The following is a 14,918-nucleotide window of genomic DNA, read 5'->3' on the forward strand; positions in this document are numbered from 1 at the left end:
TTTATCTGGCTTCGTGGCAGCATTTCTCTCGCCATTCTAATTTCTATTGTCCTATGCAACTTTATTATTTTTATCGTCATAACAGTGAAAATACGATTTTTATCAGTGCGGAACAACAAACAGAACATACGCTTGAATTTTTATGGGTTGATAGTCTTAGGCAGGATCTGGTGAATCATACAGAGGCTTGGCAGAAGAATATTTATGAGCATACAGGATTGGTACTGAATGAATTCCATTTGCGGGATTTACTCAATATCGAGCATCCTTGTGCATTTGATACGGTGGAGGAATATGACCTGTTGGTATTCCGTAAACTGATTAGCCCAGATGACCAGATTTTGGCAAATGAGAGTGCTTCAGAATCGCATGAAAGTGTTTTTGGTTTGGCGACCACACCCATGAGTTTTATCTTAACCCCCACGGTTTTGGTGAGTGTGAGAGAGCAGGGCAATCAGGCGGTAGAGAGCTATATTCAGCGTATTCAGACCATTATGGGACGACCGAGTACAGAGCAGAATAAACCACGTAAGTTAGCCAGCACCCCCGCAGATTTATGCCTACGCTTATTGAATAGCATGATTGATGGTTATCTGAATTTACGCACGCCCTTAACCCGCCGTGTCGAATATTGGCAACAACAACTTTTACAGGGCAATCGTCGTTTTAAGCAGTGGCATCAATTGTTTCATGAAGATATGGCCTTTCAGCAAATCGAAAATCTCTGTGAGGAGCAGATCGAAACCTTGCAAGAATTTAGGGATGAACTGGTCGATAATTATCATCATGTAGTGGGTGAACATAAGCACAAAGCGCAAGATATTCTGTTGGTACGTCTGAACGATTTGATGAGTCATGTGGAGCGGGTGCAAAAGCATACTTTGCGCTTAAGAAATGCCATTCAATCGGCCATTGATTTGCATTTCTCTGCTATTGCCAATCAAACCAATGAAAACATGCGCATCTTGGCGATTATTACCGCCATCTTTGCACCACTGACTTTATTGACTGGGGTCTATGGGATGAACTTTGAGTTTATCCCTGGGCTGAAGTCACCTGTTGGTTTTTGGATTATGCTGGGTGTGATGCTGATGAGTACGGTGATGTTGCTGTATTATTTTTATCGACAGCATTTGGTTGGACGTGGTGAGCGCAGTGTGATTGATTTACTGGCACAGCAGCATCGGCAGCGTAATTTTAATCTGTTGTGGTTTTTGGATTATGAACCGATTAAGCAAACGCTGAAAGAAGTGGAGAAAATGACCAAGCTGAAATAGAAGGGGCTTGGTCATTTACAGGATGGCTTAATGAAAATGCTTGAGCTGTTTACGCAGCTGTTGCACTTCATCGATTAAATCCAGCATCACCGCTACGGCTGATAAGCTTGCATCGAAGTCACGTTGTAAACGGTAAGCACGTCTAGCCCGACTGACATCTTCACCAATAAACTGATAGCTTTGCGGTTCCACAGAAATCTGCAAAATATCGTAATCAATCAGTTTTAACACCCAGTCGGTACTTTGACCGCATGCCTCAGCGAAGTGCTCAAGATCAAGTGCCAATTGTTCATCAATGATTTCAACTTGGCTATGACCGTCATATTGAATTTCTTTGTATTGAATGGTTGTCATGATCTTACTCCTTATGAGGCGCGAGGTCGGAATGAAGCAAAGGCATCGGCAAATTGTTGGTAGGCCTGTTGCTCTTGCTCACTGTGCACTGGCGGTAAAACAATATTAATAATCAGGTATAAATGTCCTGCAGTTTTGTTTGGAATGCCTTTGTCTTTTAAACGCAGTTGTTGCCCATTCTTGGCATTTTTCGGTAAGTTAACTTTGAGCTGCCCAGCAGGGGTACTGAGCTCGATGCTTTGCCCTATACCAGCTTCCCAAGGACTGACATCAATGGTTTGATACACATCGGCACCTTCGACACGAATTCGATCCGTGTCTTTATATTGGATTTCAATGTAAAGATCACCGTTTTCACCGCCATTGATACCCGTTTGACCTTGACCGTTTAAGCGGATTTGTTGACCTTCCTTCATGCCTTTTGGAATTTTAACCTCTAAGGTTTTACGTTGTACCTCAGGTTCACCATAAACGTTATAAGTCGGAATCTGTAGGGTAATTTGTTGAGTTGAACCGTGATAAGCAATATCTACGTCGACTTGAATACTGGCGTGCTGGTCTTCACCACGATAGCTACGTTGTTGACGTTGAGAGCGTTGCTGACCTCCACCAAAGCCAGAACCAAAACGGCCAAATAAGTCCTCAAATCCGCTAAAGTCAGCACCATCACCCGAACTTTGGCGATAGAACTGTGAACCATCAAAACCACTTTGATTGCCTTGCCCAAAATTAGAGAAGCCTTGTGGGTGATCCAGCATTTGGTCATATTCTGATTTCTTGGTGCTATCACTTAGGGTGTCATAGGCAACATTGATGGCCTGCATTTTAGTTTCTGCATCGGCTTCTTTGCTAATATCAGGATGATATTTACGTGCCAATTTTCGATAGGCTTTTTTGATTTCATCTGCTGTGGCGTCTCTTGAAACACCCAGCTCTTCATAATAATTTTTTGCCATGATCTATAATAAATATAATGATGTGTTTGTTTCATTATGAAACGAATCCAAGAGATTTCAATGGATTCGATTGTATAAGACTTGTTCTGTTTGGCTAAAAATGTACACCGCTATGGCTTTTAATGTGGACTTGAGGTCGATTTTAGAGAAAGGTATCAACCAGACCATAAAGTGCAATCAAGACTAGCAGGACGCCACATAGTCCCAGAATCTTCGGATAGATACTGCTTTGAGAGAGACTGCGGAAGAACAGATACACCAAAGACAAGGTGAGGAAGTCCAAAATAATCCAAGTCACAGTCAGTAGGCTTAAACTGAAATTGATGTTCGGTGAGATATGAATAAACTGCGGGAAAAAAGCCGAAAAGAAAATGATGTCTTTCGGATTGGAAATCCCCACCAGAAAGCCTTTTTTAAAACCACCGCTTTGTGCAGATACGGTTTGAATAGCGGTTGGATGTGGTGCCTGAAGTACTTCTTTAATAATGCTATAACCCAGATAGGCGATATACAGGCAGCCCAATACCCGAATGGCTTTTAGGTAATTCTCATCAATAGTCAGAAAACCTTTGAGAATGAGTACGGAAATAAAAATTAGGATTAAAGAGGCGAAATTAGTTCCAAAAATTGTCTCTAGTGCTTTTTTATAGCCACCCTTAAGGCCAGCACTGGCCACCAAAATCATCACAGGACCAGGGGTCGCAATCAGTACAACCACGCTAATAATAAACAGCAAGTATTCGAAGTAATTCATAAGTCAAATGTTAGGTCTATGTTATTGGGAGATTTGAGCATTGTTTTATCGCATAGACCTTAATACAAAATAAAAAAAGACGGAAGCCCGTCTTTTTTTATTTTTTAACATTTAGTTAATTAACTTAAATGTTCACCGAACAAGCCCAAAGCTTCTTCTGCGGTAAATTCATAACGTGTATTACAGAACTGACAATCCATTTGGATTGGATTTTGAGCTTCCAGTGTTTCATGAACTGCAGTCACGCCGATTTGGATCAAGGCATTGGCACAACGTTCTTTCGAACAGGTACAGCCAAACTTTAACTGCTCAACTTCAGGTAAACGCACTTCTTCTTCATTATACAAACGATAGAGGATTTCATTTGCAGGAAGATCGGTTAACTCTTCTGGTTTAAGGGTTTCAGTGAGCATGGTCAAACGTGGCCATAGATCTTCATCAACCAACTTTTGCTCTTCTTCATCATTACGAGGAAGCAGCTGAATCAATAGACCACCCGAACGTTGGTTATTGGTTGCCAATACAATATGGGTTGGGATCTGTGCAGACAAATCGTAATACTGTGTCAAACAACCTGCCAAGGTCGGTTGATCAAGTGGGACGATCCCTTGATAGCGTTCGCCGTGTTCAGGTTCAATGTTGATGAACAGCACTGGATTGCTTAAAGCTGCAAGCACAGTACGACTGTCGCCACCTTTAACGAAACGAGGATCTTCTTCATAATCGGCCAATGCGCGAACTTCACCTAAATGGTTGCACTCAGCCATGGCCCATTTAAAAGTTCCATTTGCTTGGATCTGTAAACTAATCCGGCCACGAATCTTGAGTGTACTGGCCAGTAAGGCTGTTGCACTGAGCATTTCACCTAACAGGCTTTGTACCGCAGGCATATATTCACGTTGCGCCAAAATCGTTTGAAGCGCTTCTTCTAAGTGCACGACTTCACCACGAACAGGGCAGTCTTCGATAAAAAAGCGTTGGCGTAAATCAGACATATTTTTCTCCAGTACCCCCTAAGGGGAAAACAAAGCAACGCTTTGCCTTGTAAAGCACTTCAGGCTTTATAAAAAGGTGCATGGTATGCAGTCAATAATGGTGTCAGTTTGCCAAAACTCAAGATGTTTCATTGAGTGAATTTGCATCACTTTGTGTGTTTTGATCATTGCTCAAGCGATCTGATCTTAAAGTTTTTGTGTTTTCAAATAAATACTCAAGTTCTGCAATCGCACTTGGATAGTTTTCAAGGACATCTTGTTGATCATGGGACCAATGTTGCTGGATCAGCAGCTGTTCATCTTCCTGTTTAAAGCGCTCAATTTGAATATGTGCATCTTCAACGGAGAGACCAGTTTCAATCAATGCCTGTTGTGCCATATTTAACGATGAAGCATAGGTTTCACGCCAAATATGTTGTACGCCCAAATCATTGAGTAAATGCGCATGATGGCGGTCACGTGCTCGTACAAACAGGGTTAAATCTGGATAGTTCAAACGGAGATGCCGCGCCAGATTCATACTGTCTTCAACATCATCAATTGCAATAATCAATAATTTGCAATATTCAATGCCTGCAGCACGTAAGTTCTCGACTTGGGTGACATCAGCATCAAAGAAACGATGTCCATATTGTTCAATAAAATCAGCGTCAGGTTGATTGCTATCAATGACACTGAATTGTTTGCCTTGTGCGTGTAAGGCCCGTGCGATGACTTGCCCAAAACGGCCAAAGCCCAAAATAAGAATCGGGTGTTGAGGGACATCGTCAATCTGTACTGCCACCTGCTTCTGCAATTTTGGCAAAACTTTTGAATCAAATAACCAATACAGCAGTGGGGTCAAGAGCATTGAACCTAATATAATCAGGAACATCGATTCTAGTAACGCTTTGCTAACTAAACTTTCGCTTTCTGCCAGTTTGAGTAAAATAAAACTGAGTTCACCACTTTGAGCCAAGATGATTGCAAACAGGGTACTGAGCTTGGCATGACGTTGTTGGTAATAGCAGATAGCTGTAACAACAGCAGCCTTGATCACAACTAAACCAAAGATTGATGCGATGATCAATAATGGTGTTTGGATAAGGGGTTGCAGTGAAAGCCCCAAGCCGATGGCCAGAAAAAATAGTCCTGTTGCAGCATCTTTAAATGGTTCAAGAATGCGTTCAACTTCACTTTTAAATTCTGTCTCTGCGAGTAATAAGCCCCCCAGAAATGCACCAATTAGAATATGGATATTTAAAATATCCATGATGAGGATGACAGAAAGAAAGACCAGTAAACTGAGTACAGGAATCAAATGAATACTGTGTTTACGGGCTAAAAAACGGAATGCCGGCCGAACTAAATAGCGGCTGGCTAAGAATAATCCTGAAAATGTCGCGATGATTGCTGCAAAATAGGCAATGCCATGTCGTGTAGAAGCAGTGTCTTCGAGTAATGGAAATAACACAATCAAGATGAGGGCAACAAAGGCTTGAAATTGCAAGGTTGCTAAAGTCGCTTGTCCTAATTTGTTATTGAGCTGCTGTTTTTTTTCTAGGAGTTGTAATGGTAAAGCGACTGCGGATAGTGCTAAAGCAAATCCGAGAATCAAACTGGTTAGCACATCATTAAACAGTAAAAAACATGCGCCAATCAGAACAAGAGTAATGATTAGGAGTTGTAATCCGCTGTTTTTTAGAATGCCTCTACGCTCGAGCCAAAGTTGTTGTGGTCGAAAAGCAAAGCCGACAAAGAACATCACTGCAATCATACCAAAATGCAGCAACTGATTGATGAGTTGAGGATCTTCAATCAGGCCCGAAACACTGGAGCCAAGTAACAGCCCTGCAATCAGATAACCCAGAACAGTATTGGCGGCATAGCGTTTTGCTAATGGAACAAAAATTAAAGTCGCAGCCAGTAATAAAATAATTGGTAGCAGTAAAGACATTGAATGCCTCAAATTTTTCTATTTTGTCTAGACTAACTCAAATGAGTCGTCTGTAAAAATATGATCTGAAAAGATGATATTGGAAAACGTTCGATAACTTGAACACGCTCAGATTAAGCCTCTAACTAAACTCTTGCGGATCAACATCAATCGATAGCCTCAGTAGATGCTGGCGAGGTAAGTGTACGACGTGTTGCCACCACTGGCGCAAATAAAAATGCAGTTTTGCTCGATCGCTAGACAAAATCACCATATGTGCACGATAACGGCCTGCTTTACGTTCCATCGGTGCGGGAATCGGTCCCCAAATGTCGACTAAATCTCCAGCCATTGTCCGTAATTGTTGTGCAATATCCGCTAAGAATTGCTGACTATAGTCTCGATCTTTAGATTCGACCCGAACTAATACCGCATAGCGATAGGGTGGAAGTAGTGCGATTTTACGATCAGCCAGCATTTGTTTGGCGACAGTACGGTAGTCATGCTCAATTAAAGTGGTCAACATTGGATGATCGGGGCGCAGGCTTTGTAAATAAACACTGCCTTTATGTTCACCGCGTCCAGCACGACCTGCAACTTGAACAATCAGTTGTGCGGTACGTTCAGGCGCGCGCGGGTCAACGCTGAGCAAGCCAGCATCAATATCTAAAATCGCAACGAGCGTCACATGTGGGAAATGGTGACCTTTGGCCAGCATCTGTGTGCCCAACAAAATATTGGGTTTATTTTGTTGAATGCGATCATAAATTTTCTGCCAGCTACCCACTTTGCTGGTACTGTCACGGTCGACCCGAATCACTTCATGGTGTGGGAATAACTCTTGTAAGTGTTCTTCAAGTTTTGCTGTGCCTGCACCAATGGTTTTTAAGCTTTGTTTCTGACATGCAGGACAATGATCAGGCAGGCGATTGATGGTGCCGCAGTGATGGCAATGTAAATAATGATAGGGCTGTGAATGCAAAGTAAAATGCGCATCACAATGTGGGCAGTTGGCTTGCCAACCACAGCTTTCACACATCAGGATCGGTGCATAGCCGCGTCGATTTAAAAAGATCAGCACTTGTTCTTTACGCTCTAACGTATGCTTGATCTGTTCGATGAGCGTTTGGCTGAGTCCGTGCTTCTTTTTTGCGATTTTTAAATCAACCACATGCATTTTCGGCAGTACCGCCACGCCCGCACGTTGATTCAGTTCAAGCAAATGTAACTTGCTCGACTCTACTAAGTGATAACTGTCGATACTTGGTGTTGCAGATCCGAGAATGACAGGGCAGTTCTGTAAATGACCACGATATAGGGCTACATCACGGGTATGGTAGCGGAAACCTTCTTGCTGCTTAAAGGAGAGATCATGCTCCTCATCCAAGATAATTAAACCCAGCTGAGGGAGTGGGGTGTAAATTGCAGAACGTGTACCAATAATAATCGAGGCTTTGCCCGTTTGCGCATGTTGCCACGCTTGCATGCGTTTTGAATCATTTAAGCCTGAATGTAGTAAGGCAACATCACAATGAAAGCGTGACTTAAAACGAGCGACCGTTTGCGGGGTTAAGCCAATTTCAGGTACCAGTACCAGCACCTGTTTACCTTGTTTTAATACCTCATACATGACTTGCAAATAGACTTCAGTTTTACCACTGCCGGTCAAACCATCCAATAAAAATGCTTGGTATTGATGCTGCACTTTGAGGATCTGTTGAATCGCTTTCTTTTGATCTTCGTTCGGTGTCAAAGGTACTTGTGCCAGTTGTACTGGTGTTGGGGTGAAATCATGTGGTTCAAGACAGCATTCAACCAAGCCTTTCTTTTCTAGGGCTTTGAGGGTTGAGGTTTCTACACCACTTAGATTGAGCACATTTTCAGTGGTGCCGTTTGGATGCAGTTTAAGAACCTGATAAGCATCATATTGTTTTTGAGAGCGTTTTAATAAAGAGGCTGGGTCTTCATGGGGAATGATCTTCCATAAATGAAACAGGATATCTAAGGCTCGCCCTTGTCTTAATAAGCTGGGCAGGGCACTTTGCATCACTTCACCAATCGGGAATTGGTAATATTGTGCTGACCATGTCAACAAAGTTAAAACTTGTTGGTCTAGAATCGTTTCCTGATCAAGTAATTCTGTGATGGCCTTAAGTTTGAATTGTCCTGTAAATACTTCGTGAGGATCTACTTTTTCAGTAATAATTCCCACGAGGTTTTGCCGCCCAAAAGAAATGGCAACGCGTGCACCGATTTGTGCTTGTGCATATTGCTCAGCACTGACTGTATAGTCAAAGGTGTCATACACATAGACGGGTATCGCGACTCGAATACGGTAGAGAATAGCGTTAGAATTTTGGCTAGGCATATAGGCTTCATTCATGGGTAAAATGGCATGACTGCATGTCATGGAATTATGCTAAAGTGCGAAGTGTTATGTCGATGAATTTCTTGTGAAACGCTCAGGTTTCACTTCAAACACGGATGCAACTGTAACAACAACTATTTTGGGACAATTAGAACAGAACCATGCCTGCTTATCAATTTACCGCGCTTGATGCCTCAGGAAAGCAACATAAAGGTGTGCTGGAAGGGGATTCTGCACGCCAAATTCGTCAACAGTTACGCGATAAAGCATGGACACCCATTGCGGTCGATGCCGTTGAGCAAAAAGACAAACAGCAACAACGTTCATGGTTTAAAAAAAGCTTTAGTGCCTATGATTTGGCATTAATGACCCGACAGCTTTCTGTGTTAGTTGCTGCAGGTATTCCACTTGAAGAAGCACTACGTGCAGTGAGTAAGCAAAGTGAAAAATCACATGTGCAAAACCTATTAATCGCCGTACGGTCCAAGGTTCTAGAAGGACATTCACTGGCGAAAAGTATGCAGCAATCGGGTCGCTTTCCCGAACTGTATATTGCCACCGTTGCTGCAGGCGAGCGCTCAGGTCATCTTGATTTAATCTTAGATCAGCTGTCGGACTACACCGAAAATCGTTTTGCTATGCAGAAGAAAGTACAGGGTGCGATGATCTATCCGATTGTACTGATGCTGATGTCTTTCGGGATCGTGATGGGCCTGATGACCTACGTCGTGCCTGAAATCGTCAAAACCTTTGAACAAAGTAAAGAAGCCTTGCCTTGGATCACGGTTGCATTGATGAAGGCCAGTGCCTTTATTCGGCATACTTGGATTGGCATGCTCATTCTTGCATTTATTGCCATTATTGTATTTACCCGTTTTTTAAGAACCAATGCGGGACATTATGCATTTGACCGATTAACACTCAGACTGCCACTATTTGGTAAACTTTCACGTGGTATAAATGCGGCACGTTTTGCCAGCACCTTATCGATTCTAACCCGTTCAGGGGTGCCTTTGGTTGAAGCCCTCCGTATCGGTGCTGAAGTCAGTAATAACTGGGTGATTCGTGATGCCATTGAAGTGGCGATGGAGCGTGTAACAGAAGGTGGTAATTTGGCAACGCAATTGGAGCGTTGCGGTTATTTTCCACCAATGATGGTACAAATGATTCGAAGTGGTGAAGCGTCTGGTGAGCTAGATCGGATGTTGGATCGGGCATCGACCATGCAAGATCGTGAGGTCACCACCTTTATTTCCACATTACTGGCGTTACTCGAACCCTTGATGCTGATTTTTATGGCAGCAATAGTATTGGTGATTGTGATTGCGGTAATGTTGCCAATTATTAATATGAACAATATGATTTAATGAGTGACATGTAAGAGATGAATATGAATAATTCAATGAATAAGCACAATGTTGAACAAAGCTTGAATCCTGCCACTCGAAGCATAGCTTCTCGTCTTGCGACCCGACCGAGCGCTGCTCGGTTTAATCGGGTCTCAGGATTTACACTCATTGAAGTGATGGTTGTTATTGTAATTTTAGGTGTTCTGGCTGCACTGATCGTTCCGAACGTGATGGGTCGTGGTGAAAAGGCCAAAGTGGATACCACCAGTATTACCTTAAAAGGTGTTGCGGGTGCTTTGGATCAGTATAAGTTGGACAATGGTCGTTACCCATCGATGCAAGATGGTGGTCTAGATGCGTTGGTGAATCAACCTGCTTCTGCAAAGAACTGGTTACCGGGTGGTTATGTCAAAGGCGGCTATCCAAAAGACAGTTGGGAGAATGATTTACAGTATGTGATCCCAGGTCGTGAAGGTCGTCCATTTGATTTATATTCGTTTGGCGCGGATGGTAAAGAAGGTGGCGAAGGCAATGATGCGGATATTTATTATCAGCCATAATGCTTGAATAAAATATCACTTCACTTTTGCATTAAATAAATAGAGAGTGAAGTGATAATGTTTCTTAATTCAATAAAACAACATAACTATTTGAAAAATATAAAATGAATAAAATATTGAATATGTGAGAGTTATAATAAGAATTATTCCCATATTTGATAGTTACAAGAAAAAGAAATTATGCAGAAAAATAGACTATTTCTTTAGATCAAAGCTTTGCATAATAAATTCAAGCCATTGAAAAATAAGATGTGGAGAAATCAGATGAAAGCATTCTTTATGTTGGATGAACTGAATCAGTTTCATTGGGCAATGCTTAAATCTGTATTGCTCATCTTAAGCCTATTACCCTTTAGTGAAGGTGCTTTAAGTTTGTGGCAAGCTTCAGAAGGAAGTAGTCAAATCATGATCGGCTTTTTTGCATTGAGTATGTTGAGTGCATGGTTTGTATTGTGTTTTTTAAGTGCCTTAAAAACCAGTGTCTGGGATAACCAAGAGCTGATTTCTAAATATGAGCAGCTTGTATTTAAAGCCTATCGATATATTCCGATGCTGTTTTTATCGAGTCTGGTGGCGTATTTATCGGTGCAATTGTCGATTAATTTCTAAGCCGGAGATATTCAAAAAACGTAGACCCAAGATCTACGTTTTTTATGGTCTAAACTTAAACTGGTCGCACCAAGAGCATTGTCATTTTACGCACGATAGGCAACACCAAGAGCAGCACAGGAAATGCGATCAGCCAAGAAATTCCCCATGCTGACATCCACGTTGCAAAAGAGAACTGCTCAAACCCCATACTTCTGAGCGTACTAATACAAGACACAATAAAAGTCATAATAATGGACAAGAAGAAGGGTAAAACAATGGATGCGTAACGATTAGGAATTTTTTGAAAATTAAAACTAGAAGATTTTGAACTCTGCATTTTTTACTCCGTAAACCAACAAACGCCAGTGCCTGATCAAAGATAAAAATATCTTGATGAAATAGCTCCAAGCCTTGTTGGAGATATGTTAGCACGTTGATTGACGTAAACGTTTACGGCTTTATGATCAGCAAAATTAATTTAGCATGGAGTTGCGCAATTGAAAATAAAAATAAGCGTATTTATTGAGTTGGATAGATTCGCTATGCTGCAACTGGGCTTAAAAGAGAGAAAAGGAAAAAGCATGCAACAGATCGAATGGAATGACTTTACTAAGGTTGAATTACGTGTGGGTAGAATCATTCAAGCGGAAGTGTTTCAACAAGCGCGAAAACCCGCTTATATTTTGCAGGTGGATTTTGGTGAAGAGCTGGGGATCAGAAAATCCAGTGCACAAATTACCAAGCTGTATCAGCCTGAGAATTTGATTGGAAAATTGGTGGTTGCTGTCATCAATTTTCCGAAAAAGCAGATTGGGCCGATTCAGTCCGAATGTCTGGTGACAGGTTTTCATAATGCAGACGGGGATGTCGCGCTTTGTGTCCCAGAGTTTGATGTTCCTCTGGGCACAAAGTTACTGTAATTTATCGACGTGATTTGAAGCTAATATCAACTTTACGTGGACGATAGATCCAGCCTACGATTAATAAAAGCAATGAGAAAATCAAGATCGGGTAATCACTTAAACGATTATAGAGAGTTTGCCCTTGCATGGCAGGTAATTCGCCACGTAACACGGCTTCTTGATCCATTGGCGCCTGTTTAACAATATGACCATGCTGATCGATAAATGCGGTCACACCTGTATTGGTGGCACGAATAAACCAACGACCATTTTCTTTGGCACGCATCTGTACCATTTGTAGATGTTGCCAAGGTCCAGCCGTCCCCGTGAACCAAGCATCATTCGATACGGTGATTAAGAAGTCACTATTAGCAGCATTACGACGAGTCAGGTTTGGATAGGCTACTTCATAGCAAATGGCGGCTGCCAGTGCATGACCTTTTACAGTCAGCGGTTTTTGATTGGCTTCACCGCGTGAAAAACCACTCATGCTGACATCGTTCTGCATCGCAGGCAGTACCCATTTCAGCATGCCTGACAATGGAATATATTCGCCAAAGGGTACTAAACGTTGTTTCTTATACAAGCCAAAGGAGTCGCTACCCGATGCCATAATACTGTTGTAATATAACGGCTCACCCACTTGCTGCGATTTGGCTAGATCCCAATAGGGAATACCTGTGACCCAAGCGCTATCGGTTTTCTTGGCTTGTGCCGACATTGCATCCAAGAACTCTTGAATATCGGTCTGGAACATTGGAATTGAGGATTCAGGCCAAACGATAAGATCACGGCCCCATTCTGCGCGCGTCAGGGTGGCATAGATTTCTAAGGTTTTAATCTGATATTCAGTCAGCCATTTCAGATCTTGCGGGATATTCCCTTGGATCAGTGAAACACTCAGCGGCTTCGCTGCTTTAGGCTGCACAAATTGAATAAAACCAGCGCCCCAAGCACCTAATACGAGAAGTGCAGAAGGAATGGCCCAGAACCAACGACGGTTTAAAATCTCAACCAAGGCACAGGCCAATACAATCACGACAAATGAAACGGCATAGACCCCGAATAAAGGTGCATAGCCATCGAGTAAGCGTTCAGTGAAGGCATAACCTGCAAATAACCATGGGAAACCTGTAAAGACCCAAGTTTTTGCCCACTCAAATAACACCCAGAGTGGCGCGAAAGTTAACGGTGTTTCTGGGAAAAAGCGACGATACAACCAAGTTTGAAATGCGGTAAATAAGCCCATTGCGGCTGCCATAAAGACAATCATCAAAATGCTTAGAAAGGCATTGGTATCGCCATAGGTATGGATTGAGGTATACAGCCAGAATGCGCCGACAAACCATAAACCAAAACCATAAGCCCAACCGAGCGCAAAGGCTTGGCGTGGACTACGTTGACGTAATACCGCATACAATAGTGCAGGCGACAGAATCGCAAGCCACCAAAAATAATAGGGGGCTAAAGCCAAACTAAAGATTGCACCAGAAATTAGTGCAATCAATAGGGGAAAAATAAAAGGAAGCTGAGTGTGTGCTTGAGATGGATTTAACAGCTTCTCAAAATAGGTTCTCATTGACGGACAGCTCGAATCAGATGGATAGTACGTGCATCTGCTTCAATAATGGTAAATTGCCAATCTCCAAGTTCAATGGTTTGACCTTGTAAATCGCTCACTAAACCAATCTCTTGCAGCAGTAAACCGCCCATAGTTTCAACTTCATCGTCAGAAAAATCTGCATCTAAAATAGTGTTGAAGTGTTCGATTGGTGTAAGTGCCTGCACAATCCAAGTATTGGCTGTGGTCGGGTCATTGTCTGGGACGATATACAGTGCTTCTTCATCTGCAATATCGTGCTCATCTTCAATTTCACCGACAATCTCTTCGAGAATATCTTCGAGGGTAACCAAACCAGAAGTCGAGCCATATTCATCGATAACAATCGCAATATGGGTTTGGGTATTTTTCAACATGCGCAACACTTGGTCTGAACGTGCACTTTCAGGTACAAATACAGGCTGACGCATCAATGAACGAATATCGACTTTGACATTGCGCTCGGTTAAGAAGGGCAATAGATCTTTTGCTAATAAGATACCAACGACATTATCCGTTTGATCCGCAGAGAATACTGGAAAGCGTGAATGTGCAGAATCAATCAACACATGCAGAATATCAAGTAATTGATCATCTTCCTGCAAACTGATAATCGCTGTACGCGGCGTCATGACTTCTCGAATCTTGGTTGCTGGCAGATCGAGAACACCCTCAAGCATAGCAACAGTATCTGGCTCTAAAAAGCGACGTGAGTCTTGAACTAACTTGAGTAATTCATCGCGGGTTTCAGGTGCGGTACCTAACCATTTTCTTAAGCCACGCATACCCCACGATGGACTGGATTCCTCGACCATGATCTTTCCTAAAGACTCTCTATATCAATTAGATGATTTTCATCATACCGAAGATAAAGCGGATATGCATCAATAATACTATGTAAAAAACGTACAGTTTTTCAAAAAGCTGCTGATGATTTTCATATCAGCAGTTTATGCTAAAATGTGAAAATTAGAATATTTGAGTTTTATGATGTCTGAACAACCAAAACTTCCTGCTGTGCAAATCAATACGCGAGGTTTACGTTGCCCTGAACCTGTGATGATGTTGCATCAAGCCATTCGCAAAGCCAAGTCGGGCGATATTGTTGAGGTCTTGGCTACAGATCCATCAACATCATGGGATATTCCAAAATTTTGTATGCATCTTGGGCATGAGTTGGTACTCAAAGAAGAAAGCCAAGATGAAAACAGCAATACGGAATATCGTTATTTAGTGCAGAAGGGTTAACTGTCATTTCAGCCAAATAAAACAAAAGCATAAAAAAATCCGAGTCTAA

15 protein-coding genes are annotated in these 14,918 nt (G+C 42.2%); 6 read left to right on the top strand and 9 right to left on the bottom strand.

Annotated features, from left to right (window positions below):
* Positions 1 to 53 precede the first annotated feature (53 nt).
* Positions 54 to 1,277, top strand: coding sequence for a magnesium transporter CorA family protein (locus A7P54_RS18115; protein WP_005315010.1), 1,224 nt, complete (start codon positions 54 to 56; stop codon positions 1,275 to 1,277).
* Between the two features lie 27 nt (positions 1,278 to 1,304).
* On the opposite strand, the gene A7P54_RS18120 is transcribed toward A7P54_RS18115, so the two are convergent.
* The 6 genes from A7P54_RS18120 to A7P54_RS18145 form a co-directional block, all read right to left on the bottom strand.
* Positions 1,305 to 1,631 carry a chaperone modulator CbpM gene (locus tag A7P54_RS18120; RefSeq protein ID WP_004802375.1) on the bottom strand — a complete coding sequence of 109 codons (327 nt, stop codon included), beginning with the start codon at positions 1,629 to 1,631 and terminating at the stop codon, positions 1,305 to 1,307.
* An 11-nt stretch (positions 1,632 to 1,642) separates the two neighbouring features.
* A complete protein-coding gene (locus A7P54_RS18125) occupies positions 1,643 to 2,587 on the bottom strand; it encodes a DnaJ C-terminal domain-containing protein (protein WP_004802377.1) in 945 nt (314 codons plus the stop codon).
* Between the two features lie 142 nt (positions 2,588 to 2,729).
* Complete coding sequence (locus A7P54_RS18130; protein ID WP_004802380.1) at positions 2,730 to 3,341, bottom strand: LysE family translocator; 612 nt, start codon at positions 3,339 to 3,341, stop codon at positions 2,730 to 2,732.
* Between the two features lie 119 nt (positions 3,342 to 3,460).
* A complete protein-coding gene (gene hslO, locus A7P54_RS18135; RefSeq protein WP_004802382.1) occupies positions 3,461 to 4,336 on the bottom strand; it encodes an Hsp33 family molecular chaperone HslO in 876 nt (291 codons plus the stop codon).
* Positions 4,337 to 4,454: 118 nt separating this feature from the next.
* The gene (locus A7P54_RS18140) at positions 4,455 to 6,272 is read right to left on the bottom strand and encodes a cation:proton antiporter (protein WP_171550406.1); all 1,818 of its coding nucleotides are present in this window, start codon (positions 6,270 to 6,272) and stop codon (positions 4,455 to 4,457) included.
* A gap of 121 nt (positions 6,273 to 6,393) precedes the next feature.
* Complete coding sequence (locus A7P54_RS18145; RefSeq protein ID WP_171550473.1) at positions 6,394 to 8,634, bottom strand: primosomal protein N'; 2,241 nt, start codon at positions 8,632 to 8,634, stop codon at positions 6,394 to 6,396.
* A gap of 146 nt (positions 8,635 to 8,780) precedes the next feature.
* On the opposite strand from A7P54_RS18145, the gene gspF reads away from it, so the two are divergent.
* The 3 genes from gspF (at position 8,781) to A7P54_RS18160 (ending at position 11,137) form a co-directional block, all read left to right on the top strand.
* Positions 8,781 to 9,986: a type II secretion system inner membrane protein GspF gene (gspF, locus tag A7P54_RS18150; RefSeq protein ID WP_005315020.1), complete on the top strand. Its 1,206-nt coding sequence runs from the start codon at positions 8,781 to 8,783 to the stop codon at positions 9,984 to 9,986.
* 17 nt (positions 9,987 to 10,003) lie between these two features.
* Positions 10,004 to 10,528: a type II secretion system major pseudopilin GspG gene (gene gspG / locus A7P54_RS18155; RefSeq protein WP_252728638.1), complete on the top strand. Its 525-nt coding sequence runs from the start codon at positions 10,004 to 10,006 to the stop codon at positions 10,526 to 10,528.
* Positions 10,529 to 10,792: 264 nt separating this feature from the next.
* Entirely contained in the window at positions 10,793 to 11,137 is a 345-nt protein-coding gene (locus A7P54_RS18160; RefSeq protein WP_171550408.1) for a hypothetical protein, read from the top strand.
* A 55-nt stretch (positions 11,138 to 11,192) separates the two neighbouring features.
* Here A7P54_RS18160 and A7P54_RS18165 read toward each other — a convergent pair whose 3' ends face one another.
* The gene (locus tag A7P54_RS18165; RefSeq protein WP_005200416.1) at positions 11,193 to 11,456 is read right to left on the bottom strand and encodes a DUF2798 domain-containing protein; all 264 of its coding nucleotides are present in this window, start codon (positions 11,454 to 11,456) and stop codon (positions 11,193 to 11,195) included.
* Between the two features lie 244 nt (positions 11,457 to 11,700).
* On the opposite strand from A7P54_RS18165, the gene A7P54_RS18170 reads away from it, so the two are divergent.
* Positions 11,701 to 12,039, top strand: coding sequence for a tRNA-binding protein (locus A7P54_RS18170; protein ID WP_171550409.1), 339 nt, complete (start codon positions 11,701 to 11,703; stop codon positions 12,037 to 12,039).
* A 1-nt stretch (position 12,040) separates the two neighbouring features.
* Here A7P54_RS18170 and lnt read toward each other — a convergent pair whose 3' ends face one another.
* Complete coding sequence (gene lnt / locus A7P54_RS18175) at positions 12,041 to 13,600, bottom strand: apolipoprotein N-acyltransferase (protein ID WP_171550410.1); 1,560 nt, start codon at positions 13,598 to 13,600, stop codon at positions 12,041 to 12,043.
* A complete protein-coding gene (locus tag A7P54_RS18180; RefSeq protein ID WP_004802396.1) occupies positions 13,597 to 14,436 on the bottom strand; it encodes a CBS domain-containing protein in 840 nt (279 codons plus the stop codon). The genes lnt and A7P54_RS18180 overlap by 4 nt, the downstream gene beginning before the upstream one ends.
* Before the next feature lie 175 nt (positions 14,437 to 14,611).
* On the opposite strand from A7P54_RS18180, the gene tusA reads away from it, so the two are divergent.
* The gene (gene tusA, locus A7P54_RS18185) at positions 14,612 to 14,869 is read left to right on the top strand and encodes a sulfurtransferase TusA (RefSeq protein WP_004802398.1); all 258 of its coding nucleotides are present in this window, start codon (positions 14,612 to 14,614) and stop codon (positions 14,867 to 14,869) included.
* Positions 14,870 to 14,918: the final 49 nt, after the last annotated feature.

The organism is Acinetobacter sp. Ac_3412, from assembly GCF_013072675.1.
GTDB lineage: Bacteria > Pseudomonadota > Gammaproteobacteria > Pseudomonadales > Moraxellaceae > Acinetobacter > Acinetobacter higginsii.

What these genes read in the sequence shown, in the direction of transcription:
- gspF (WP_005315020.1), top strand. Translation starts at nt 8,781, where the DNA reads ATGCCTGCTTATCAATTTACCGCGCTTGATGCCTCAGGAAAGCAACAT.
- A7P54_RS18170 (WP_171550409.1), top strand. Translation starts at nt 11,701, where the DNA reads ATGCAACAGATCGAATGGAATGACTTTACTAAGGTTGAATTACGTGTG.
- A7P54_RS18145 (WP_171550473.1), bottom strand. Translation starts at nt 8,634, where the DNA reads ATGAATGAAGCCTATATGCCTAGCCAAAATTCTAACGCTATTCTCTAC.
- gspG (WP_252728638.1), top strand. Translation starts at nt 10,004, where the DNA reads ATGAATATGAATAATTCAATGAATAAGCACAATGTTGAACAAAGCTTG.
- tusA (WP_004802398.1), top strand. Translation starts at nt 14,612, where the DNA reads ATGTCTGAACAACCAAAACTTCCTGCTGTGCAAATCAATACGCGAGGT.
- A7P54_RS18120 (WP_004802375.1), bottom strand. Translation starts at nt 1,631, where the DNA reads ATGACAACCATTCAATACAAAGAAATTCAATATGACGGTCATAGCCAA.
- A7P54_RS18115 (WP_005315010.1), top strand. Translation starts at nt 54, where the DNA reads ATGCAACTTTATTATTTTTATCGTCATAACAGTGAAAATACGATTTTT.
- A7P54_RS18125 (WP_004802377.1), bottom strand. Translation starts at nt 2,587, where the DNA reads ATGGCAAAAAATTATTATGAAGAGCTGGGTGTTTCAAGAGACGCCACA.
- lnt (WP_171550410.1), bottom strand. Translation starts at nt 13,600, where the DNA reads ATGAGAACCTATTTTGAGAAGCTGTTAAATCCATCTCAAGCACACACT.
- hslO (WP_004802382.1), bottom strand. Translation starts at nt 4,336, where the DNA reads ATGTCTGATTTACGCCAACGCTTTTTTATCGAAGACTGCCCTGTTCGT.
- A7P54_RS18180 (WP_004802396.1), bottom strand. Translation starts at nt 14,436, where the DNA reads ATGGTCGAGGAATCCAGTCCATCGTGGGGTATGCGTGGCTTAAGAAAA.
- A7P54_RS18130 (WP_004802380.1), bottom strand. Translation starts at nt 3,341, where the DNA reads ATGAATTACTTCGAATACTTGCTGTTTATTATTAGCGTGGTTGTACTG.
- A7P54_RS18165 (WP_005200416.1), bottom strand. Translation starts at nt 11,456, where the DNA reads ATGCAGAGTTCAAAATCTTCTAGTTTTAATTTTCAAAAAATTCCTAAT.
- A7P54_RS18140 (WP_171550406.1), bottom strand. Translation starts at nt 6,272, where the DNA reads ATGTCTTTACTGCTACCAATTATTTTATTACTGGCTGCGACTTTAATT.
- A7P54_RS18160 (WP_171550408.1), top strand. Translation starts at nt 10,793, where the DNA reads ATGAAAGCATTCTTTATGTTGGATGAACTGAATCAGTTTCATTGGGCA.